General features: G+C 61.6%; 21 protein-coding genes. 13 read left to right on the forward strand and 8 right to left on the reverse strand.

Features of this window, described 5'->3' with window-relative positions:
* The 4 genes from CAG25_RS23050 to gloB form a co-directional block, all read right to left on the reverse strand.
* Window positions 1-1,842 (reverse strand): extracellular solute-binding protein, encoded by a 1,842-nt coding sequence (locus CAG25_RS23050; protein WP_085613069.1) that lies wholly within the window; start codon window positions 1,840-1,842, stop codon window positions 1-3.
* On the reverse strand, window positions 1,839-3,671 hold the full coding sequence (locus tag CAG25_RS23055; RefSeq protein ID WP_085613070.1) for an extracellular solute-binding protein: 1,833 nt from the start codon (window positions 3,669-3,671) through the stop codon (window positions 1,839-1,841). Before CAG25_RS23055 ends, CAG25_RS23050 begins: the two co-directional genes overlap by 4 nt.
* Before the next feature lie 175 nt (window positions 3,672-3,846).
* A complete protein-coding gene (locus CAG25_RS23060) occupies window positions 3,847-5,322 on the reverse strand; it encodes a transglycosylase SLT domain-containing protein (protein WP_064595503.1) in 1,476 nt (491 codons plus the stop codon).
* 99 nt (window positions 5,323-5,421) lie between these two features.
* A complete protein-coding gene (gene gloB / locus CAG25_RS23065) occupies window positions 5,422-6,189 on the reverse strand; it encodes a hydroxyacylglutathione hydrolase (RefSeq protein WP_085613098.1) in 768 nt (255 codons plus the stop codon).
* A 65-nt stretch (window positions 6,190-6,254) separates the two neighbouring features.
* On the opposite strand from gloB, the gene CAG25_RS23070 reads away from it, so the two are divergent.
* On the forward strand, window positions 6,255-7,013 hold the full coding sequence (locus tag CAG25_RS23070; protein WP_011333614.1) for a methyltransferase domain-containing protein: 759 nt from the start codon (window positions 6,255-6,257) through the stop codon (window positions 7,011-7,013).
* Between the two features lie 92 nt (window positions 7,014-7,105).
* The gene (gene rnhA, locus CAG25_RS23075; RefSeq protein WP_039770807.1) at window positions 7,106-7,567 is read left to right on the forward strand and encodes a ribonuclease HI; all 462 of its coding nucleotides are present in this window, start codon (window positions 7,106-7,108) and stop codon (window positions 7,565-7,567) included.
* On the opposite strand, the gene CAG25_RS23080 is transcribed toward rnhA, so the two are convergent.
* Window positions 7,568-7,873 (reverse strand): DUF2388 domain-containing protein, encoded by a 306-nt coding sequence (locus tag CAG25_RS23080; protein WP_064595508.1) that lies wholly within the window; start codon window positions 7,871-7,873, stop codon window positions 7,568-7,570.
* Window positions 7,874-8,061: 188 nt separating this feature from the next.
* Here CAG25_RS23080 and dnaQ point away from each other — a divergent pair, with 188 nt between their 5' ends.
* From dnaQ to CAG25_RS23095, 3 genes are all read left to right on the forward strand, one after another.
* On the forward strand, window positions 8,062-8,820 hold the full coding sequence (gene dnaQ, locus CAG25_RS23085; RefSeq protein ID WP_085613071.1) for a DNA polymerase III subunit epsilon: 759 nt from the start codon (window positions 8,062-8,064) through the stop codon (window positions 8,818-8,820).
* Between the two features lie 155 nt (window positions 8,821-8,975).
* A complete protein-coding gene (locus CAG25_RS23090; protein ID WP_085613072.1) occupies window positions 8,976-11,231 on the forward strand; it encodes an Orn/Lys/Arg decarboxylase N-terminal domain-containing protein in 2,256 nt (751 codons plus the stop codon).
* Between the two features lie 14 nt (window positions 11,232-11,245).
* On the forward strand, window positions 11,246-11,860 hold the full coding sequence (locus tag CAG25_RS23095; protein WP_085613073.1) for a GNAT family N-acetyltransferase: 615 nt from the start codon (window positions 11,246-11,248) through the stop codon (window positions 11,858-11,860).
* On the opposite strand, the gene CAG25_RS23100 is transcribed toward CAG25_RS23095, so the two are convergent.
* Both CAG25_RS23100 and CAG25_RS23105 read right to left on the reverse strand, forming a co-directional pair.
* On the reverse strand, window positions 11,826-12,719 hold the full coding sequence (locus tag CAG25_RS23100; protein WP_085613074.1) for a LysR family transcriptional regulator: 894 nt from the start codon (window positions 12,717-12,719) through the stop codon (window positions 11,826-11,828). The two genes, CAG25_RS23095 and CAG25_RS23100, sit on opposite strands and share 35 nt — an antisense overlap.
* A gap of 85 nt (window positions 12,720-12,804) precedes the next feature.
* On the reverse strand, window positions 12,805-13,041 hold the full coding sequence (locus tag CAG25_RS23105; RefSeq protein ID WP_007956926.1) for a hypothetical protein: 237 nt from the start codon (window positions 13,039-13,041) through the stop codon (window positions 12,805-12,807).
* A 185-nt stretch (window positions 13,042-13,226) separates the two neighbouring features.
* Here CAG25_RS23105 and CAG25_RS23110 point away from each other — a divergent pair, with 185 nt between their 5' ends.
* Together CAG25_RS23110 and CAG25_RS23115 are read left to right on the forward strand one after the other, a co-directional pair.
* Window positions 13,227-13,784 carry an NADPH-dependent FMN reductase gene (locus CAG25_RS23110; RefSeq protein WP_007956924.1) on the forward strand — a complete coding sequence of 186 codons (558 nt, stop codon included), beginning with the start codon at window positions 13,227-13,229 and terminating at the stop codon, window positions 13,782-13,784.
* Window positions 13,785-13,954: 170 nt separating this feature from the next.
* On the forward strand, window positions 13,955-15,238 hold the full coding sequence (locus CAG25_RS23115) for an arsenic transporter (RefSeq protein WP_085613075.1): 1,284 nt from the start codon (window positions 13,955-13,957) through the stop codon (window positions 15,236-15,238).
* A gap of 119 nt (window positions 15,239-15,357) precedes the next feature.
* Here CAG25_RS23115 and CAG25_RS23120 read toward each other — a convergent pair whose 3' ends face one another.
* Window positions 15,358-16,308 carry a DUF1853 family protein gene (locus CAG25_RS23120; RefSeq protein ID WP_085613076.1) on the reverse strand — a complete coding sequence of 317 codons (951 nt, stop codon included), beginning with the start codon at window positions 16,306-16,308 and terminating at the stop codon, window positions 15,358-15,360.
* 115 nt (window positions 16,309-16,423) lie between these two features.
* On the opposite strand from CAG25_RS23120, the gene CAG25_RS23125 reads away from it, so the two are divergent.
* From CAG25_RS23125 to pepN, 6 genes are read left to right on the forward strand one after another with little or no spacing between them, the layout of a single operon-like run.
* Window positions 16,424-17,314, forward strand: coding sequence for an NAD(+) kinase (locus CAG25_RS23125; RefSeq protein WP_011333623.1), 891 nt, complete (start codon window positions 16,424-16,426; stop codon window positions 17,312-17,314).
* A complete protein-coding gene (locus CAG25_RS23130) occupies window positions 17,311-18,285 on the forward strand; it encodes a metallophosphoesterase (RefSeq protein ID WP_172829526.1) in 975 nt (324 codons plus the stop codon). The genes CAG25_RS23125 and CAG25_RS23130 overlap by 4 nt, the downstream gene beginning before the upstream one ends.
* Window positions 18,282-19,151 carry a rhomboid family intramembrane serine protease gene (locus CAG25_RS23135; RefSeq protein ID WP_085613077.1) on the forward strand — a complete coding sequence of 290 codons (870 nt, stop codon included), beginning with the start codon at window positions 18,282-18,284 and terminating at the stop codon, window positions 19,149-19,151. Before CAG25_RS23130 ends, CAG25_RS23135 begins: the two co-directional genes overlap by 4 nt.
* 30 nt (window positions 19,152-19,181) lie before the next feature.
* Window positions 19,182-19,442: a YeaC family protein gene (locus CAG25_RS23140; RefSeq protein ID WP_011333626.1), complete on the forward strand. Its 261-nt coding sequence runs from the start codon at window positions 19,182-19,184 to the stop codon at window positions 19,440-19,442.
* Complete coding sequence (locus CAG25_RS23145) at window positions 19,439-20,269, forward strand: DUF2797 domain-containing protein (protein WP_064595529.1); 831 nt, start codon at window positions 19,439-19,441, stop codon at window positions 20,267-20,269. The genes CAG25_RS23140 and CAG25_RS23145 overlap by 4 nt, the downstream gene beginning before the upstream one ends.
* 10 nt (window positions 20,270-20,279) lie before the next feature.
* Window positions 20,280-22,937 (forward strand): aminopeptidase N, encoded by a 2,658-nt coding sequence (pepN, locus tag CAG25_RS23150; RefSeq protein ID WP_085613078.1) that lies wholly within the window; start codon window positions 20,280-20,282, stop codon window positions 22,935-22,937.
* The last annotated feature ends 21 nt before the right edge of the window (window positions 22,938-22,958 follow it).

A 22,958-nucleotide genomic window follows, 5' to 3' on the forward strand; every position in this document is an offset into this window, starting at 1 on the left:
TTACTCCGTGCCCACAGGGTCGGCTTGCAGTTGGGTTTCGACTTCTACCGCAGGTTTCGCATCGGGTTTGACCCACCAGGTGTTAATGCCGATGTCGTACTTGGGGGAGACTTTCGGGTGGCCGATGTGGTTCCAGTACGCCACGCGCCAGGTCTTGATGTGCCAGTTGGGGATCACGTAGTAGCCCCATTGCAGCACACGGTCCAGAGCGCGGGCGTGGGCCACCAGGCTTTTGCGCGAATCGGCGTTGATCAGGTTTTCCACCAGATGGTCGACCACCGGGTCCTTGAGGCCCATTGAATTGCGGCTGCTGGACTTGTCGGCGGCGGCGCTCATCCAGAACTCACGCTGTTCGTTACCCGGCGAGTTCGACTGCGGGAAGCTGCCGACGATCATGTCGAAATCCCGCGAACGCACGCGATTGACGTATTGCGAGACGTCGACGCGGCGAATCACCAGATCGATGCCCAGATCGCTGAGGTTGCGCTTGAACGGCAACAACACACGCTCGAATTCGGTTTGCGCCAGCAGGAATTCGATGGCTACCGGTTTGCCAGTGGCGTCGACCATTTTGTCGTCGACGATTTTCCAGCCGGCCTCTTGCAGCAGCTGATACGCCTCGCGCTGTTGCGTGCGGATCATACCGCTGGCGTCGGTTTTCGGATTTTCGAAGGCTTCGCTGAACACCTGCGCCGGCAGCTGGCTGCGGAACGGATCGAGGATTGCCACCTGTTCTGCATCCGGCAGGCCGGTGGCGGCCATTTCCGAGTTTTCAAAGTAGCTGCGGGTGCGCGCATAAGCGCCGTTGAACAGTTGCTTGTTGGTCCATTCGAAGTCGAACAGCAGGCCGAGGGCCTGGCGTACCCGCACGTCCTGAAACACCGGACGGCGCAGATTGAAGACGAAGCCCTGCATGCCGGTCGGGTTGCCGTTGGCAATCTGTTCCTTGATCAGTCGCCCTTCGGTCACTGCTGGCACGTTGTAGGCGTTGGCCCAGTTTTTCGCGGCCATTTCCAGCCAATAGTCGAACTGCCCGGCCTTCAACGCTTCCAGCGCAACGGTGTTGTCGCGGTAGTAGTCGGTGGTCATCACGTCGAAGTTGTAGAAACCGCGATTGACCGGCAGGTCCTTGCCCCAGTAGTCCTTGACCCGCTCGTAACGCACCGAACGCCCGGCCTTCACTTGGGTGACCTTGTACGGGCCGCTGCCAAGAGGAATTTCCAGGTTGCCCTTGTTGAAATCACGCTCGGCCCACCAATGTTTGGGCAGCACCGGCAACTGGCCGAGGATCAGCGGCAGTTCGCGGTTGTTGGTGTGCTTGAACTTGAACAGCACCTTGAGCGGATCTTCGGCGATTACCTCCTCAACGTCGGCGTAGTAACCGCGATACATCGGCGCGCCTTCCTTGGTCAGGGTCTGGAAACTGAACACCACGTCGTCGGCGCGTACCGGGTGGCCGTCGTGAAACTTCGCTTCGGGACGCAGGTAGAAGCGCACCCAGCTGTTGTCCGGAGCCTTTTCGATCTTGCTGGCGATCAGGCCGTATTCGGTGAACGGCTCGTCCAGGCCCTGTTTGGCCAGGGTGTCGTAGATCAGGCCGATATCGTCCGCCGGCACGCCTTTGCTGATGAACGGATTGAGGCTGTCGAAGCCGCCGAAGCCGGCCTGGCGGAAGATCCCGCCCTTGGGCGCGTCGGGGTTCACGTAATCGAAGTGTTTGAAGTCGGCGGGGTATTTCGGCGGCTCGTTGTACAGGGTCACGGCGTGTTGCGGGGCGGCACAGGCCAGCCCGGCGAACAGCAGACCGCTGGCCTGCACAAGCAGGGCGCGGATAGGCTTCATCGATCTTTCTCCGAAGATTTCAGCCACCACGCGCTCAGGCCCAGGGTGTAGGGCGGCGTGGTGACGAAGGCGAACCGGTTGCGGTACGCCAGACGGTGATAATTGAGGTACCAGTTGGGAATGCTGTAGTGCTGCCAGAGCAGCACGCGGTCCAGCGCCTTGCCGGCGGCGACTTGTTCGTCGCGGGTTTGCGCGGCGAGCAAGTGTTCAAGCAGATGATCGACCACCGGATTGGCGATGCCCGCGTAATTCTTGCTGCCCTTGACGTTTACCTGGCTGGAGTGGAAGTACTGCCATTGTTCCAGGCCCGGGCTTAAGGTCTGGCCCAGCGTCATCGAGATCATGTCGAAATCAAATTGATCGAGGCGCTGTTTGTACTGCGCGCGATCGACGGTGCGCAGGCGCGCCTCGATGCCGATGCTGTTGAGGTTCTCGATGTACGGCTGATAGAGACGCTCCAGGCTGGGATTGACCAGCATTAGCTCGAAGCGCAGCGGCTGGCCGGCGGCGTTCTGCAGGCGCTGGCCGTTGAGCTTCCAGCCGGCCTCGTCCAGCAACGCCAGGGCTTTACGCAGGGTTTCCCGGGGGATGCCGCGCCCCTCGGTCTGCGGCAGCGTGAACGGTTCGGTGAACAGACGCGCCGGCAGTTGATCCTTGTACGGCTTGAGCATCAGCCATTCATGGCCGACCGGCAGGCCGACGGCGCTGAACTCGCTGTTGGGGTAGTAGCTGGTGGTGCGCTTGTAGGCGTCGCTGAACAAGGCGCGGTTGGTCCACTCGAAGTCGAACATCAGGCCGAGGGCTTCGCGGGTCTTGACGTCAGCGAAGGTCGCGCGCCGGGTGTTCATGAACAGACCCTGGCTCTGGGTCGGGATCTGGTGCGGGATCTGCGCCTTGATCACTTCGCCACGGCGCACGGCCGGGAAGTTGTAGCCATTGGCCCAGTTCTTCGCCTGATGCTCGATATAGATGTCGAACTCGCCGGCCTTGAACGCTTCGAAGGCCACATCGCTGTCGCGGTAGAACTCGACTTCCATGCGATCGAAGTTGTATTTGCCGCGATTGACTGGCAGGTCCTTGCCCCAGTAGTCCTTGACCCGCTCGAAAATCAACTGCCGGCCCGGTGTGACCGAGGTGATGCGGTACGGCCCGCTGCCCAGTGGGGGCTCGAAGGTGGTGGCCTTGAAGTCGCGGCCCTTCCAGTAATGCTGGGGCAGTACCGGTAATTCGCCCAGACGCAGGATCAGCAACGGATTGCCGCTGCGCTTGAGTACAAACCGGATGCGCTGCGGGTTGAGGATGTCGACGCGCAGTACTTCCTGAAGGGCGGTGCGGTACAGCGGATGACCCTCCTTGAGCAGCAAACGGTAGGAGAACGCCACGTCGTACGCGGTGATCGGCGTACCGTCGTGGAAGCGCGCTTGCGGGCGCAGATTGAACACCACCCAGCTGCGATCTTCGCTGTACTCCACCGATTGGGCGATCAGTCCGTAACTGGAGGCCGGCTCGTCCCCCGACGGCGCGTATTGCCCGGTGCCGACCATCAGCGGCTCGTTCAACTCGTTGATGCCGTATTGCAGGAAATTCGCCGTGGTGACCGGGCTGGTGCCCTTGAACGTGTAGGGGTTGAGCGTATCGAAGGTGCCAAACGCCATCACCCGCAACGTACCGCCCTTGGGCGCTTGCGGGTTGACCCAGTCGAAGTGGGTAAATCTGGCCGGGTACTTGAGCGTGCCGAACTGCGCATAACCGTGGCTTTCGGTGATCGTCGCGCTGACGGGGGAGCTCAAGGCCAGGCTGATCAGGAGCAGGAGGAGGGGACGCTTCAAGTCAGATCCGATCCAGGCGGCTTGGGCTTTGTGGGCCGTACAGTAACAGCTTGTATGGACAGGAAAAAGACAGGGGCTTAATGCGCGGTTAATTGTGGGAGCTGTCTGCGCCGATCTACGGAAATATCAGAAAATGACAGGCGAAAAAAAGCCCCTGAAATTCAGGGGCTCTTGGTCAGTGCGGCTGGTAGACCGTGAGCATCTGCCCAGGCTTGAGCGCCTTGCCGGCGCCCGGGTTCCAGCGCTTGAGATGCTGCATCTCGACGTTGAAACGCTTGGCGACCACGTACAGCGTGTCGCCGCGTTTAACCTTGTACTGGGTCTGTTTACCGTCGTCCTTTTCTCTGGTCTTGCTGCTGGTCTTGCTGTTGGCTGCGATGACCGTGTTGATGCGCCCGCCACTGCTGCGCGCCGGCGTGCGCTTGCTGGTGTCCTGCATGACCAGGGTCTGGCCGACCTTGAGGTTCTTGCCGGTGAGCTTGTTCCAGCGTTGCAGGTCCTTGACCTCGACCTTGTTGGCCTTGGCGATGGAACCGAGGTTGTCGCCACGCTTGACCCGATAGGCACGCTTGGCCTGGGCGATCTCGCTCGGATCGGCGCCTTCGAACACCGGTTTCAGCGAACGCGGGCTGATCAGTTCGTCAGGGCGCATGGTCTGGAGGCTGGCGGTCAGCAGCTGCGCCTTCGAGGTCGGCACCAGCAGGTGCTGCGGGCCGTCGATGGTGGTGCGCTGCTTGAAGGCGGGGTTGAGCTGGAACAGCTCGTCTTCGTCGATGTTGGCCACCGCCGCGACCTTGGACAGGTCCATGCGCTGGTTGATTTCGACGACCTGGAAATACGGTTCGTTGGCGATCGGGTTGAGGTTCACGCCATAGGCTTCAGGCGTCAGGACCACTTGCGAGAGCGCCAGCAGTTTCGGCACGTAGGCTTGGGTTTCCGCTGGCAGCGGCAGGTTCCAGTAGTCGGTCGGCAGGCCGAGCTTTTCGTTGCGCTCGATGGCGCGGCTGACCGTGCCTTCGCCGGCGTTGTACGCGGCCAGTGCCAGCAACCAGTCACCGTTGAACATGTCGTGCAGGCGGGTCAGGTAGTCCATCGCTGCCGTGGTCGAGGCAGTAATGTCGCGACGGCCATCGTAGAAACGGGTCTGACGCAGGTTGAAGTAGCGCCCGGTGGACGGGATGAACTGCCAGAGGCCCACCGCGTCGGCCCGGGAATAGGCCATCGGGTTGTAGGCGCTTTCGATGACCGGCAGCAGCGCCAGTTCCAGCGGCATGTTGCGTTCTTCGAGGCGCTCGACGATGTAATGAATGTAGAGGCTGCCGCGTTCGCCGGCGTTCTCGAGGAAGGAAGGGTTACTGGCGAACCACAGGCGCTGTTGCTCGATGCGCGGGTTCACGCCCAGACCTTCCTGCAGCTGGAAGCCGCCGCGCATGCGTTCCCAGATGTCCTGAGGCACCTGCGGGCTGGGCTTTTCCGACAACCAGATGGGCTTCTGCTTGGCTCGCGCAGCAATGTTCGGCGTATGTGTCGCTTCAGTCTGCGGAGCATGGCTGGAACAGCCCGCCAGTGTGGCGGACACAGCCACCGCGATGGCCTGCGCCAGGCGGGTCAATGCATCTGAATTGACGGACTTACGTATGGATGACGACATTGGCTGGAAGTAAGTTCCGGGCAAAAATGTCGGGCGATTCTAGAAAGCGCACCCCCTGCGGTCAACCATTCAGAATTTTTGTACCAGGCAGGGAGCCACTTAGAACGTATCTTTCCATGCCCGCAGAGCCGCAAAAACCTCACTCGGCGCCCGGTTTTGAGGGCCGTTCCGTTCGTCCACTTTTTGTGTAACCAATATTTCACCGGTGCGTAAAAACGGGTTTGTGAGCTTTTCCAGCGCAAGGGTCGAGGGCAGCGTCATCACGCCATTCGCACGTTGCTGGCTGACTTTTTCCAGACGGGCGGCGATGTCCCGGTTGCCCGGCTCCACGGCGGCGGCGAATTTCAGGTTGCTCAGGGTGTACTCGTGGGTGCAGTAGACCAGGGTGTCTTCCGGCAGCGCCGCCAGACGGCTCAACGACCGGTGCATCTGTTGCGGCGTGCCTTCGAACAACCGGCCGCAGCCGGCAGCGAACAGGGTGTCGCCACAGAACAGCAGGCCATGATGGTAGTAAGCGATGTGTCCCAGGGTGTGGCCGGGCACGGCATAGACGTCGAAGTCCCAGCCGAGCACGCGCACCGTGTCGTTGTCCTTGAGGGCCACGTCGCGCCCCGGAATGCTTTCGCTGGCCGGTCCGTAGACCGTGGCACCGGTGGCCTTTTTCAGCGTCTCGACGCCGCCGACATGGTCGTGGTGATGGTGAGTGATGAGGATGTCGCCGAGCACCCAGCCCGGATGCGCGTCGAGCCACGCCTGCACGGGGGCGGCATCCCCCGGATCGACCACCGCGCAACGCTGGGTGGCATGATCCTGTAACAACCAGATGTAGTTGTCGGTGAAGGCGGGCAGGGCACTGATCTGTATCATCGTCGAATTCGCCAAGCGGGTAACATTGGCGCATCTTAGAGGTTCCTGGCGTGTTGGAGAATGCAATGATCGATAAAGCGTTCGCTCAGGCCGATCCTGACTGGCTCGCGCTGATCGGTGCAGCCCGTGAATGGCTGTCCGGCCCCCTCGGGCAATTTCTGCTGGACGAAGAACGGCGCATGCTCGAAGACGAGCTGGGCCGGTTCTTCGGTGGCTATCTGGTGCATTACGGCCCGTCCGCCGAAACGCCGCCGTCGGCGCCGCAGGTGCAGCGCAACGTGCGGCTGGGCGCGCCCTTGCCGGGCGTGGAGATCGTCTGCGAAGAACAGGCCTGGCCGTTGAGCGAGCACGCCGCCGATGTGGTGGTGTTGCAGCACGGCCTGGATTTCTGTCTGTCGCCCCACGGTCTTCTGCGCGAAGCGGCCAGCAGCGTGCGCCCCGGCGGGCATCTGTTGATTGTCGGCATCAACCCCTGGAGCACCTGGGGGCTGCGCCACGTGTTCGCCCATGACGCCTTGCATCAGGCGCGCTGTATCTCGCCGTCGCGGGTGGCGGACTGGCTTAACCTGCTGGGCTTCGCGCTGGAGAAACGCCGCTTCGGGTGCTATCGTCCGCCGCTCGCGTCACCCAAGTGGCAGGCCCGTCTGGCCGGCTGGGAACGCAAGGCCGGCGATTGGCAACTGTCGGGCGGCGGCTTCTATTTACTGGTCGCGCGCAAGATCGTGGTCGGCCTGCGTCCGGTGCGTCAGGAACGCCGCGAGCCGATGGGCAAGCTGATTCCGCTGCCGATGGCCAAGGTCAACCGCCGGCGCATCGAACCGTAAACCTTCTTTTATTTATGGCCGGGTATATCCCGGCCTTGGCCATCGTCGATCCGTGATCGGCGAGGCCACGCATTTTTTCTGGATAGACTGGCATGAGCGAAAGCGTCGATAGCGTAGAACTGTTCACTGACGGCGCCTGTAAAGGCAACCCCGGCCCCGGCGGCTGGGGCGCCTTGCTGGTGTGCAAGGGTGTTGAAAAGGAACTGTGGGGCGGCGAAGCCAACACCACCAACAACCGCATGGAGTTGCTCGGCGCGATTCGCGGCCTCGAAGCCCTCAAGCGTCCGTGCGAAGTGCTGCTGGTCACCGACTCGCAATATGTGATGAAAGGCATCAACGAGTGGATGGCCAACTGGAAGAAACGCGGCTGGAAAACCGCTGCCAAGGAGCCAGTCAAAAACGCTGACCTGTGGAAGGAGCTGGATGAGCAGGTCAACCGCCACAAGGTCACCTGGAAATGGGTCCGCGGCCACATCGGCCACCACGGCAACGAACGGGCTGACCAGTTGGCCAACCGTGGGGTGGATGAGGTTCGCGGTTACAAGCAGGATTGATCAAAGCATCAAAATGGCCGTGGCCAGTTGCAGGTCGGTATAGGGCTGACCTGGCAGCAGGCTGCGAATTCGCGTCAGCGCCGCTTCCATCTGTGCGCCACGAATGTCCCCGTCGCTGGCAACGAACGCCGCGGCGTCATCCTTGGCCGCCAACACGATCTTGTCGTCCTTGAACGAACCGCTGGTGCCTTTGCTGGAGCTGAGCGTAAGGCTCATGGTGATGTCGGTGCTGATGACGAAACTGGTGGCGTGCGCTTCGGCCGCCAGCAGGCAGCCGCCGAGCATTAAAACGTATGCAGTCTTCATGACGCTCTCAATCCGCAGGAAACAAGCCGCGCACGCTAACAAGGCGGTTTGCCGCCGACTTTATGAACATTGCTAATGATTGTTAAAAACTGCATGAGCGCCGGTCACCTGACGGCGCGCGACGCGTACCGCGAGCGTGTTAACATCGCCGCTTTTGCACGATTGACCCCGTTGAGAGCTGAACACTGATGGCCACCAGATCCGTTGTACTCGATACCGAAACCACCGGCATGCCGGTGACCGACGGCCACCGGATTATCGAAATCGGTTGTGTCGAGCTGATCGGTCGACGTCTGACGGGCCGGCACTTTCACGTTTACCTGCAACCGGATCGCGAGAGTGATGAAGGCGCGATCGCCGTTCACGGCATCACCAACGAATTCCTGGTCGGCAAGCCGCGCTTCGCCGAAGTGGCCGACGAATTTTTCGAGTTCATCAACGGCGCGCAGCTGATCATCCATAACGCGGCGTTCGACGTTGGCTTCATCAACAATGAATTCGCCCTGATGGGCCAGCAGGATCGCGCGGACATCACGCAGCACTGCACGATCCTCGACACCCTGATGATGGCCCGGGAACGTCACCCGGGTCAGCGCAACAGCCTCGATGCCCTGTGCAAACGCTACGGCGTCGACAACTCCGGCCGTGAGCTGCACGGCGCATTGCTCGACTCGGAGATTCTCGCCGACGTCTACCTGACCATGACCGGTGGCCAGACCAGCCTGTCGCTGGCCGGCAACGCCTCCGACGGCAATGGCACGGGCGAGGGCGCGGACAACTCGGCCACCGAAATCCGCCGTCTGCCGGCAGATCGCAAACCGGGGCGGATCATTCGCGCTACCGAAGCCGAGCTGGCCGAACACCAGGTGCGCCTGGAAATCATCGCCAAATCGGCCGGTGCCCCGGCGTTGTGGACTCAACTGCAGGAAGCCGAAGCTCAGGCGTAAGGCAAAAAAGGATCGCCCGAACATCCAGGCCGTGTTCAGGCGATCCTTTGTTTTTGGCAGTACTGACAACTGGCCACCCTCGCCACATCCGCTCCGACCCTCTACCCTGAGGACATTGGCAGATCACTCTCCGCCGCCTCAGGACACTGAGCCTCATGTACAAAGATTTGAAGTTCCCGGTGTTGATCGTCCACCGCGATATCAAGGCCGACACGGTTGCCGGTGAACGCATTCGCGGCATCGCCCGAGAGCTGGAGCTGGAAGGTTTCAGTATCGTTTCGGCCACGGACTACACCGAGGGCCGGCTGGTGGCGTCGACCCACCATGGTCTGGCGTGCATGCTGATCGCCGCCGAAGACGCCAGCACCAACTCCCACCTGTTGCAGAACATGGCCGAACTGATCGGTCTGGCCCGGGTGCGGGCGCCGGATCTGCCGATTTTTGCCCTCGGCGAGCAAGTCACCCTGGAAAACGCCCCGGCCGATGCCATGGCCGAGCTCAATCAGTTGCGCGGCATTCTCTACCTGTTCGAAGACACGGTGCCGTTTCTCGCCCGGCAAGTGGCGCGGGCGGCACGCAAGTACCTGGACGGCCTGCTGCCGCCATTCTTCAAGGCGCTGGTGCAGCACACCGCCGATTCCAATTATTCCTGGCATACCCCGGGCCATGGCGGCGGGGTGGCTTATCACAAGAGTCCGGTGGGGCAGGCGTTTCACCAGTTCTTCGGGGAAAACACCCTGCGCTCGGACTTGTCGGTGTCGGTGCCGGAGCTGGGCTCTTTGCTCGACCACACCGGGCCGCTGGCCGAGGCGGAAGCACGCGCCGCGCGCAATTTCGGCGCCGATCACACGTTTTTCGTGATCAACGGCACCTCGACCGCCAATAAGATCGTCTGGCACTCGATGGTCGGGCGCGATGATCTGGTGCTGGTGGATCGCAACTGCCACAAGTCGGTGTTGCACGCGATCATCATGACTGGCGCGATTCCGCTGTACCTGTGCCCGGAGCGCAACGAGCTGGGCATCATCGGCCCGATTCCGCTCAGTGAATTCAGTCGCGAATCAATCCAGGCCAAGATCGATGCCAGCCCGTTGACCAAGGGCCGCGAACCGAAAGTCAAACTGGCGGTGATCACCAACTCCACCTACGACGGCCTCTGCTACAACGCCGAGCTGATCAAGCAGAGCCTGGGCAACAGTGTCGAAGTCCTGCATTTCGACGAGGCCTGGTACGCCTACGCCGCGTTTCACGAATTTTTCGCCGGTCGTTACGGCATGGCCACCTCGCGCAGCGAGGACAGTCCGCTGGTGTTCACCACCCATTCCACCCATAAACTGCTGGCGGCGTTCAGTCAGGCTTCGATGATTCATGTGCAGGACGGCGGGGCGCGGAAGCTGGATCGCGACCGGTTCAACGAAGCATTCATGATGCACATCTCGACGTCGCCGCAGTACAGCATCATTGCTTCGCTGGACGTGGCGTCGGCGATGATGGAAGGTCCGGCGGGGCGTTCGCTGCTGCAGGAAACCTTTGACGAAGCCCTGAGCTTTCGCCGGGCGCTGGCCAATCTGCGCCAGCACATCGCCGCCGACGACTGGTGGTTCTCGATCTGGCAGCCACCGGGTGTCGAGGGCATCGACCGGGTGCAGACCGAGGACTGGCTGCTGCAACCCGATGCGGATTGGCACGGGTTCGGCGAGGTCAGCGACGACTACGTGCTGCTCGATCCGATCAAGGTCACCCTGGTCATGCCGGGCCTGACCGCCGGCGGCGCTTTGAGCGACAAGGGCATTCCGGCGGCAGTGGTCAGCCGTTTCCTCTGGGAGCGCGGACTGGTGGTGGAGAAAACCGGCCTGTACTCATTTCTGGTGCTGTTCTCCATGGGTATCACCAAGGGCAAGTGGAGCACGCTGCTGACCGAACTGCTGGAGTTCAAGCGCAGCTACGACGCCAACGTCAGTCTCGACACTTGCCTGAAGTGTGTCGCCCAGGAAGATCCTGTGCGTTATCGCGGCATGGGCCTGCGCGATCTGTGCGATCAACTCCACGCCTGCTATCGCAGTAACGCCACCGCCAAACACCTCAAGCGCATGTACACCGTGCTGCCGGAAATCGCCATGAAACCGGCCCACGCTTACGATCAATTGGTGCGTGGTGAAGTCGAGGCGGTGCCGATCGATGAACTGGAAGGCCGGGTGGCGGCGGTGATGCTGGTGCCGTACCCGCCGGGCATTCCGCTGATCATGCCTGGCGAACGTTTTACCGAATCCACGCGCTCAATCATCGAATACCTCAGGTTTGCCCGCACCTTCGACGCAACTTTTCCGGGGTTTGTGGTCGATGTGCACGGGCTGCAACACGAAGATGAGGGCAATGGACGGCAATACACCGTCGATTGCGTCAAGGAATGAGGGCTTTTCCGAGTATGCAACCGGTCATGAATCCGAAATACCCAGGGTTGTCGGTGCGGGTCGCCGACGAGGGGTTTGCCGAATATATCTGGGGCAGCGATTTCAGCTTCGAGGTGGCCGCCTACGGCACGGCCGAAATCGGCAAACCCGTGGCGCAATGGGCCGTGACGCCCATCGTGCCGTATCGCAAGTGCTACGGCATCGATCCGGAGGAGTTCAGCAGTTTTCGCGATGCTGCCGACAGCGCGATTTTCATGGCGTACCTGGAGGATGAGCCGGTCGGGCACCTGGTGATCAGTACCAACTGGAACGGCTTCGCTCATATCGATGAACTGGCGGTGCACGCCCCGGCGCGGCGCCATGGGGTGGCCAAGGCCCTGCTCGACGTGGCGCAGTTCTGGAGCCGCAAGAAAAAGCTGCCGGGAATCATGCTGGAAACCCAGAACAACAACCTTGGCGCCTGCCGCCTATATGAGCGTTGCGGGTATGTGATCGGCGGCATCGACCACTTGCGTTATCGCGGCATCGATCCGAACACCGCCGAAGTGGCGTTGTTCTGGTATCGATTGTTCGATAACCCGCTGGAGCATCCGATCAGTTCGCCAGCATCGCCTCGGCTTGTTCCGTGACGATCCCGAGCAGCGTCTGAATCGCCGCTGACGGCGTGGCGTGTTTGAAGGTCAGGGCATAGAGGCTGATCGGCACCGCCGGCGACAACGGGCAGACATCGAGACCGCCCGCCCGCGCACCAATGGCGGTGAACGGGTCGACGATCGCCAGGCCTTCGCCGGCCTCGACCATGCTGCGCATCATCTGGTGGGTCTGCACCCGGGTCTGGATGGTCGGCGCCGGGCGCAGGGCCTGGAGCTTGTTTTCCAGGGCCGGGCTCAGCGGGTCCTGGCCCTCGAGGCCGACCATCGCCTGACCGGCCAGATCCTGCAGGGAAATGTATTTCTGCTTCGGTTGCAGCCAGCCGTGGGGCGCAAGCAATTGCAACTTGCCCTGGGCCAGCGGCTGGCAATGGATATCGGGGTGTTGTGGATCGTGCAGGCTCAGGCCCAGATCGCTGTCGCGCAGCAGCAGATGTCGGACGATGTCGCGGGTCGGTTCGCTGAGCAGGGTGCAGGGCACGTCGGGCAGGCGCCGACGCAGGGCGGCGAGGCTTTGCGGCAGCAGTTGCTGGGCCAGCGGCGGGGTGCCGATGATCCGCAAGGGTGGGGCGAGATATTGCTTGAGGCTGCTGGCCAGCCGTTGCACCGGTTCCAGCGCTTCATAGATGTGGCCGATCTCGACTTGCAGCGCCCGGGCCTCCGGGGTCGGCTGAAGTCGTCCGCGTACGCTGGCGAACAGCATGAAACCGAGCTGACTCTCGGCTTCGCGCAAACGCTCCTCGACCTCGGGTGCCGCTAGTTGCAGCCATTCGGCGGCGGTGCCCACGTGACCGGTCTGCAAAAGCGCCTGAATCACTTCGATATGACGTAAACGCATGCGTGAAGTCCATGTCCGGCCGTTGGGGTCAGTGGCTGAATCCTACCCCAACTCGGCGCGGATGACTTCTGCTCATAACGATCGGTTATGAAGCGACCGATGGCTCGGGTTCGCGGATCAGGGTGATGCCCGATTGAACCAGCAAAAACTCGTTGTCGTCGATTTTGTTGACGCGGTCGCCAATCGCCAGCTTGTAGGTGGTAACGGGTTCCGTGCCGGTGAAGCCGTCTGCCGACGGGTTGGATTCCTGGAACTCATGCACGGAATAAACGCGGCCTTCCGCATCTCTTGCATGGAACTGACCGACGAGTACTGCTGCCATCTGCTTAGAACCTCTGGAGATAAAACGCTTGATTTGCGGCTTGGTAGACCGTCATCGAGCTTGGTAAGTTTTCCTACAGGAAAAAAATATTCCAGACGCGGGAAATAACCTTCGGCGTCTGGTGGAATCGTCATCGGATCATCTATAACTACTGGCTCCTCCCACGGACAGTCGAGAGTCTTCCAATGAGCAATGTCTATAACGTCGCAGTAGTGGTCGGCAGCCTGCGCAAGGCGTCCATCAACCGCAAGGTCGCCCTGGCGCTGGCGGAACTGGCACCGGCCAATCTCAAGCTGAACATTGTCGAAATTGGCGATCTGCCACTCTACAACGAAGACATCGACGGCGATTCACCGCCGGCAGCCTACAGCACTTTCCGGCAAAAAGTGGGTTCATCCGACGCTCTGCTGTTTGTCACCCCGGAGTACAACCGCTCGGTGCCGGCGCCTTTGAAGAACGCGATCGACGTCGGTTCGCGGCCCTATGGCAAGAGTGTCTGGAGCGGCAAGCCGGGGGCGGTGATCAGCGTTTCGCCAGGTGCCATCGGCGGTTTTGGCGCCAACCAGCATCTGCGTCAGTCCTTTGTTTTCCTCAACGTGCCTTGCATGCAGCAGCCGGAAGCCTACCTGGGCGGCGCGGGCACGGCGTTCGATGAAGCGGGCAAGCTTAACGAGTCGGTGAAGCCGTTTCTGCAAAGCTTCATCAATGCGTTTGGTGAGTGGGTGGCGCAGCACAAGAAGTGATTCGCTGAATTTTCTGACAAGATATTGCCCCTGTGGGAGCGAGCCTGCTCGCGATCTCGGTGTATCAGCTGGCACATCAGTTGAATGACACACCGCCATCGCGAGCAGGCTCGCTCCCACAGGTTTTGTGGTGTGGCTCAATTTTTCCCTTTTATTGAAGGCTGTCGCGAATGCTCGCTGCGTCACTGATTTTCCTGCTGACCATTACCCTGGTGATCTGGCAACCCAAAGGCCTCGGGGTCGGCTGGAGTGCAACATTCGGCGCCATCGTTGCGCTGATTTTCGGCGTGGTGCATCTGAGCGACATCCCGCTGGTATGGCAAATCATCTGGAACGCCACCGGCACGTTCGTGGCGCTGATCATCATCAGTCTGCTGCTCGATGAAGCCGGTTTTTTCGCTTGGGCGGCCTTGCACGTGGCGCGCTGGGGGCGGGGCAGCGGGCGCAAGCTGTTTGCCTTTATGGTGCTGCTCGGCGCGCTGGTGTCGGCGCTGTTCGCCAATGACGGTGCGGCGCTGATCCTCACGCCTATCGTGATTTCCATGCTGCTGGCCCTGCGTTTTTCCCCGGCGACGACTTTGGCGTTCGTCATGGGCGCGGGGTTCATTGCCGACACCGCGAGCCTGCCGCTGGTGGTGTCGAACCTGGTGAATATCGTCTCGGCCGATTTCTTTCACATCGGATTCAACCGGTATGCGGCGGTGATGGTGCCGGTCAACTTTGTCAGCGTCGCTGCCACGCTGGGCATGTTGCTGTGGTTCTTCCGCCGCGACATTCCCAAGGCCTACGACCCGGAACAGCTTGAACACCCGCAAACCGCCATCCACGACAAAGCCACGTTCTACGCCGGTTGGGCGGTGCTGGTGATTCTGCTGATCGGCTGTTTCGCGCTGGAGCCGCTGGGCATTCCGATCAGTGCGATCTCGGCGGTGTGCGCGGCGCTGTTGCTGGCGATTGCCGCGCGCGGGCACAAGATCTCCACGCGCAAGGTGATGAAAGAGGCGCCGTGGCAGATCGTGATTTTCTCGCTGGGCATGTATTTGGTGGTCTACGGGCTGCGCAATGCCGGGCTCACCGATTATCTGGCCGGGTGGCTCAATGTATTCGGCGATTACGGTGTATGGGGAGCGGCGATGGGCACCGGGGTGCTGACGGCCTTGTTGTCCTCGATCATGAACAACCTGCCGACGGTGCTGGTCGGTCTGCTGTCGATCGATGCCAGCCAGGCCAGCGGTGTGGTGAAGGAGGCGATGATCTACGCCAACGTGATCGGCAGCGACCTGGGGCCGAAAATCACCCCGATCGGCAGTCTGGCGACCTTGCTCTGGCTGCATGTGCTGGAGCGCAAGAACATCAAGATCGGTTGGGGTTATTACTTCAAGGTCGGGATCGTGCTGACGGTGCCGGTTCTGTTGGTCACCCTGGCGGCACTCGCCGTGAGACTTTCCATTTAGACCGAGTTGGCCCTTTCGCGAGCAAGTCGAATCGTCGCACCGCCGCTCCCACATTTGAAATGCATTCCACTGTGGGAGCGGGCTTGCTCGCGAAGGGGCCAGATCAGGCGCCACAGAAATCAGGACTGGCCCGGCACATTCGGCCACAGGTCCGACACCAGAAACAGCCGCTCCGCTTCTTCCCACTCGCCCCGGGCATTTTCGCTCAGGCGCACCATCAGTTGCGCCGGGGCCAGCGGTTCGAGTTCATCGAGCCAGGCCTGCAAGTGCCCGTTGCTCCAGGTCTGCTCCGCCGGGTAGTGCGCCGGCGCCAGCCAGGCGTGGCGGGGCAGGGGTCGCCAGCGTCCGGCCGGGCGCTGGGCGACAAACGCCGGCCAGTCTTTCTGATGCAGCCAACTGCCACGCAAATGCTGAGGATGGGCGCCGCTGGGTGGCACCGACTGGCCGGGCCACGGATACAGCAAGTATCCGCCCAGCCACAGTTGCGCACTGAACGACCCGACATCCAGCGCCGCCAGCACTTCGCGGCTTTCCGGGCGCGCGGAGATCGGCAGCTGATGTTCGCTCAAATGCGCCAGTTTGCGATCCAGTCGATCATGACAGCCCGGCCCCAGCCACGACGCCGGATCATGCCCGTCGCCGTTCTGTGGGCCGAGGTAGAGCTTGATCGCCAGTTCCAGGTGATGCACGCCGTCGCGGTCGCGCAGCAGCATGTCCAGCTCGCCGAGGGTGTGACCGTCGCGGCGGATCGGCAGGTTGGCGGCGATCAGCTCAATGCCCGGCGCGTGTTCCACCGCAAATTGCCACAACCGCTCGTAATACAGGCCCAGGCGCCGGGTACGGGCCTGGGACAGCCAGTGCAGCAGGCCGTAACTGTCGCGATCAAGCTGGCGCAACCAGTGTTCCAGCCGCTCGGGGTCGCTGACCCAGTCGCTGCCCGCCAGCGGATGGCGCTGCGGCCACGGGGTGGCGGCGAGCATCGGCGGGGCGAGGATCACCCACGCCAGATCACGCACCTCGGGGTGGCGTAACTGGTGGGGCAACTGCAGCAAATCGGGAAATAGGATCATCTTGCGAGCATAGCCTCAAACACCGGTGCAGCCTCGGGGCTGAAAGGATTTTGTCTATCCGGCGCTTTCGCCCATAATCGTGCTTTTCGCCGTCTCAGTCCCCCGCAGGAGTCCCATGGAGCAATTTCGTAATATCGGCATCATCGGTCGCCTGGGCAGCTCCCAGGTGCTGGATACCGTCCGCCGACTGAAACGCTTCCTGCTCGATCGTCACCTGCATGTGATTCTCGAAGACACCATCGCCGAAGTCCTGCCGGGCCATGGCCTGCAAACTTCGTCACGCAAGATGCTCGGCGAAGTCTGCGACATGGTGATCGTGGTCGGCGGTGACGGCAGCCTGCTCGGCGCGGCGCGGGCACTGGCCAAACACAATATTCCGGTACTCGGGATCAACCGTGGCAGCCTCGGCTTTCTCACCGATATTCGCCCCGACGAGCTGGAAATCAAGGTCGCCGAAGTGCTCGACGGCCATTATCTGGTGGAAAACCGCTTCCTGCTGCAGGCCGAAGTCCGTCGTCACGCCGAGGCCATCGGCCAGGGCGACGCGCTGAACGACGTGGTGCTGCACCCGGGCAAATCGACGCGGATGATCGAGTTCGAGCTGTACATCGACGGCCAGTTCGTCTGCAGCCAGAAGGCCGACGGCCTGATCGTCGCCACTCCGACCGGTTCCACCGCGTACGCACTGTCCGCCGGTGGCCCGATCATGCATCCCAAGCTTGACGCTATTGTGATTGTGCCGATGTACCCCCATACCTTGTCGGGCAGACCGATCGTGGTCGATGGCAACAGTGAGCTGAAAATCGTCGTGTCCAAAGATATGCAGATCTACCCGCAGGTCTCCTGCGACGGGCAGAACCACTTCACCTGCGCGCCGGGCGACACCATCACCGTCAGCAAGAAAGCGCAGAAGCTGCGGCTGATCCATCCGCTCGACCACAACTACTACGAAGTCTGCCGGACCAAGCTCGGCTGGGGCAGCAAGTTGGGTGGTGGAGGCGACTGATGCTCGATCCCGCGCGCAGTTATGACCTGATTGGTGACGTGCACGGATGCGCCCTGACTCTGGAACACCTGCTGGACCGTCTCGGTTACCACAAGCAGGGCGGGGTCTGGCGGCATCCGTCGCGCATGGCCGTGTTTGTCGGCGACATCATCGACCGCGGCCCGCGGATTCGCGAGGCGCTGCACATCGTCCACGATATGGTCGAGGCCGGTCAGGCGTTGTGCATCATGGGCAACCACGAATTCAACGCGCTCGGCTGGAGCACTCCGGCACCACCGGGCAGCGGCAAGCAGTTCGTCCGTGAACACACCCCGCGCCATGCCCGCCTGCTGCATGAAACCCTGACCCAGTTCGAAAACCATCCGGGCGACTGGCACGATTTCCAGCAATGGTTCTACCAACTGCCGCTGTTCGTCGACGCCGGACGTTTCCGCGTGGTGCATGCCTGTTGGGATGCCGGCCTGATCGAGCCGCTGCGCGCGCTGTTCCCCGATGGCTGCATCGATGAACACTTCCTCCAGGCCTCGGCGGTGCCGGGCAGTTTCGCCTGCACCGTGTTCGATCGCCTGCTGCGCGGCACCGACATGCGCCTGCCGGATGGCCTGACCATGACCAGCGGTGATGGCCTGGTGCGTTCGTTCTTCCGCACCAAGTTCTGGGAAGACGACCCGCAGACCTACGGCGACATCGTGTTCCAGCCAGATGCCTTGCCGGAGCCGGTGGCGCAGAAGCCGCTGACCTCCAGCGAAAAAAATTCCCTGCTGCGCTACGGCGTCGATGAGCCGTTGCTGTTCGTCGGTCATTACTGGCGCAGCGGCAAACCGGCGCCGATCCGCCCCAACCTCGCGTGCCTGGATTACAGCGCGGTGCTCTACGGCAAACTGGTGGCCTATCGTCTGGATCAGGAAACTCGCCTCGATCCGCATAAATTTGTCTGGGTCGACGTCGAGCGGCCGGAGGTGCTGCGATGAGTGCCATAGCCGTCTTGCGTGTGCCGTTGGCGGCGGACCTGAGTGGGTTCGTCAAACTGCTGCAACGCATGCAAGTGCCCCATCGTGTCAGCGAAGAGGCGGGCGAGCAGGTGTTGTGGGTGCCCTCGGAAATCAGCGACGACGTGCGCTCGCTGTACGAGCGTTTCCCGGCGGGCGACCCGGATCAGCAACTGGAAATTCCGGCGGCGCCGACGCTCAAGCGCCCGAGCTTCGCCGAGCAACTGAAACATGCCAAAGCCACCGGATTCATTCTGCTGCTGAGCCTGATCGTCGGCGGGTTGACCTTCCTTGGCGATAACCTCGACACCATGCGTTGGCTGACCTTCCTCGATTTTCGCGTGGTCGGCGACTACATCCACTTCACACCACTGGCCGACAGCCTGGCAGCGGGGCAGTGGTGGCGCCTGTTTACGCCGATGCTGATCCACTTCGGCATCCTGCACCTGGCCATGAACGGCATGTGGTACTGGGAGCTGGGGCGGCGCATCGAGTCGCGCCAGGGCAGCGTCAACCTGATCGGTCTGACGCTGCTGTTCGGCCTGGTTTCCAACTATGCGCAATTCGCGTGGAGCGGCCCGAGCCTGTTCGGCGGCCTGTCCGGCGTACTTTACGGATTGCTCGGTCACTGCTGGATCTTCCAGTTGCTGGCGCCGAACCCGGCCTATCGCCTGCCGCGCGGCGTGCTGGCAATGATGCTGGTGTGGTTGCTGGTGTGCATGTCCGGGCTGATCTCGATGATCGGTTTCGGCGAAATCGCCAACGCTGCCCACGTCAGCGGGTTACTCATCGGATGCTTAACCGGTTTGTTGGGCGGTTTGTACAACCGCCGTAAACTGGCCGCCTGAATTTTTTGAATAAAGAGCACGGAGACCCTGATGTCCTCTTTTAACGATTTGATCAAGAACATCACCCCGGACATCTACCAGAGCCTGAAACTGGCGGTAGAGATCGGCAAATGGTCCGACGGCGGCAAACTCACCGCCGAGCAGCGCGAGCTGTCGTTGCAGGCAATGATCGCCTGGGAAATGCAGAACCTGCCCGAGGAAGAGCGCACCGGTTACATGGGCCCGCAGGAATGCGCGTCGAAGTCGATCGAAGTACCGAACATCCTGTTCAAGTCGGACGCCCTCCATTGATCGAGATCGGCCGCGGTGCAATCAGCAAAATGTCGGCACGCCTGGACGGGCCGAACGTGCAGTACGCGTTTCGTCTGGATGACGTCGAGGTGCCGGTCAACCCGTTGATCGGCAGCACGGTGCGTCTGGAATACCTGGGGGCGATTCACTGCACCCATTGCGGGCGCAGGACCAAGACCAGTTTCAGTCAAGGCTACTGCTACCCGTGCATGACCAAACTCGCCCAGTGCGACATTTGCATCATGAGCCCGGAGCGCTGCCACTTCGAGGCCGGCACCTGCCGTGAGCCGGAGTGGGGCGAGAAGTTCTGCATGACCGACCACATCGTCTACCTGGCCAATTCGTCGGGGATCAAGGTCGGCATCACTCGCGCCACCCAGTTGCCGACCCGCTGGCTCGACCAGGGCGCCAGTCAGGCGCTGCCGATCATGCGCGTTTCGACGCGGCAGCAGTCGGGCTTTGTCGAAGACCTGTTCCGCAGCCAGGTGGCGGACAAGACCAACTGGCGCGCCTTGCTCAAGGGCGACGCGGCGGCGGTGGATCTGGCGCAGGTGCGCGATCAACTGTTCGAAAGCTGCGCCCCGGGTCTGCAAGGTTTGCAGGAGCGATTCGGTCTCCAGGCCATTCAGACCATCGCCGATGTCGATCCGCTGGAAATCCGCTACCCGGTCGAGCAGTACCCGGCCAAGATCGTCAGCTTCAACCTGGACAAGAACCCGATTGCCGAAGGCACGCTGCTGGGGATCAAGGGCCAGTACCTGATCTTCGACACCGGCGTGATCAACATTCGTAAATACACGGCTTACCAGCTCGCCGTGCATCAATAAGGACTTCAGCATGCGCACCGAACAACCGAAGATGATTTACCTGAAGGACTATCAGGCGCCCGAGTACCTGATCGACGAAACACACCTGACCTTCGAGTTGTTCGAGGACCACAGTCTGGTCCACGCGCAACTGGTGATGCGCCGCAACCCGGCCCGTGGCCCGGGCCTGCCGCCGCTGGTGCTCGATGGCCAGCAGCTGGAGTTGCTCTCGGTGACCCTGGCCGACCAGGAACTGAGCGCCGCCGACTACCAGCTGACGGAAAATCACCTGACCCTGCAACCGGCCAGCGAAACCTTCACGGTCGACACCAGCGTCAGGATCCACCCGGAAACCAACACTGCACTGGAAGGCCTGTACAAGTCCGGCACGATGTTCTGCACCCAGTGCGAGGCCGAAGGCTTCCGCAAGATCACCTATTACCTCGACCGCCCGGACGTGATGAGCAAGTTCACCACCACCGTAGTGGCCGAGCAGCACAGCTATCCGGTGTTGCTGTCCAACGGCAACCCGATCGCCAGCGGCCCTGGCGAAGATGGTCGGCACTGGGCGACCTGGGAAGACCCGTTCATGAAACCGGCGTACCTGTTCGCGCTGGTGGCCGGTGACCTGTGGTGCGTTGAAGACTCCTTCACCACCATGACCAACCGCAACGTGGCGCTGCGCATTTACGTCGAGCCGGAAAACATCGACAAGTGCCAGCACGCCATGAACAGCCTGAAGAAGTCGATGCGCTGGGACGAAGAGGTCTACGGTCGCGAGTACGATCTGGACATCTTCATGATCGTCGCCGTCAACGACTTCAACATGGGCGCCATGGAGAACAAGGGCCTCAACATCTTCAACTCCAGCGCCGTGCTGGCCCGCGCCGAAACCGCCACCGACGCTGCGCACCAGCGGGTCGAAGCGATCGTCGCCCACGAATACTTCCACAACTGGTCGGGCAACCGCGTGACCTGCCGCGACTGGTTCCAGCTGTCGCTGAAGGAAGGCTTCACGGTGTTCCGCGATGCCGGTTTCTCCTCTGACATGAACTCGGCCACGGTCAAGCGCATTCAGGACGTGGCGTACCTGCGTACCCACCAGTTCGCCGAAGATGCAGGTCCCATGGCCCACGCCGTGCGCCCGGACAGCTTCATCGAGATTTCCAACTTCTACACCCTGACCGTGTACGAAAAGGGCTCTGAAGTGGTCGGCATGATCCACACCCTGCTGGGCGCCGAAGGCTTCCGCAAGGGCAGCGATCTGTACTTCGAACGCCACGACGGCCAGGCCGTGACCTGCGATGACTTCATCAAGGCCATGGAAGATGCCAACGGCGTCGACCTGACTCAGTTCAAGCGCTGGTACAGCCAGGCCGGCACACCGCGTCTGGCGGTGAGCGAGTCTTACGACGCCTCCGCGAAAACCTACAGCCTGACCTTCCGCCAGAGCTGCCCGGAAACCCCGGACAAGGTTGAAAAGCTGCCGTTCGTGATTCCGGTCGAACTGGGCCTGCTCGACAGCCAGGGCAACGAGATTGCCCTGCGTCTGGCCGGCGAAGACTCGGCTCAAGGCACCACCCGGGTGATTTCGGTGACCGAAGCCGAGCAGACCTTCACCTTCGTCGACATCGCCGAACAACCGCTGCCGTCCTTGCTGCGTGGCTTCTCGGCGCCGGTGAAACTGAGCTTCCCGTACAATCGCGATCAGCTGATGTTCCTGATGCAGCACGACACCGATGGGTTCAATCGTTGGGATGCCGGCCAGCAACTGTCGGTGCAGGTGCTGCAAGAGTTGATCGGCCAGCAGCAGAAGGGCGAAAGCCTGGTGCTCGACCCACGTCTGGTTTCCGCTTTGCGCACCGTGCTGTCGGACGAAACGCTGGATCAGGCGATGGTCGCGGAAATGCTCTCGCTGCCAAGTGAGGCGTACCTGACCGAAATCAGCGAAATCGCCGACGTCGACGCGATCCACACTGCCCGTGAATTCGCCCGTCAGCATCTGGCGGACAACCTGTTCGAGGCGCTGTGGCTGCGTTATCAGGCCAACCGCGACCTGTCGAAGCAAACCCCTTACGTGGCCGAAGCCGAGCATTTCGCCCGTCGCGCGTTGCAGAACATCGCGCTGTCGTACCTGATGCTCAGCGGCAAGCCGGAAGTGCTGGCGGCAACGCTGGAACAGTTCGACACCTGCGACAACATGACCGAACGCCTGACCGCGCTGGCGGTGCTGGTCAACTCGCCGTTCGACGAGCAGAAAGCCACCGCACTGGCCAGTTTCGCCGAGCACTTCAAGGACAATCCGCTGGTCATGGATCAGTGGTTCAGCGTGCAGGCCGGCAGCACATTGCCGGGCGGTCTGGAGCGTGTGAAGGCACTGATGCAGCACCCGGCGTTCAACATCAAGAACCCGAACAAGGTGCGCGCGCTGGTCGGTGCGTTCGCCGGGCAGAACCTGATCAACTTCCACGCGGCGGATGGCTCTGGTTATCGCTTCCTCGCCGATTTGGTGATTGAGCTGAACGGCTTCAACCCGCAAATCGCTTCGCGTCAATTGGCGCCGCTGACCCGCTGGCGCAAGTATGACGGCGCTCGTCAGGCGCTGATGAAGGCGGAACTGGAGCGGATTTTGGCTTCGGGGCAGCTGTCCAGTGATGTGTATGAGGTGGTTAGCAAAAGCCTTGCCTGACGCTGGTTCAGGGCAATAAAA

It is taken from the genome of Pseudomonas sp. B16(2017), from assembly GCF_002113205.1.
Taxonomy (GTDB): domain Bacteria; phylum Pseudomonadota; class Gammaproteobacteria; order Pseudomonadales; family Pseudomonadaceae; genus Aquipseudomonas; species Aquipseudomonas pharyngis.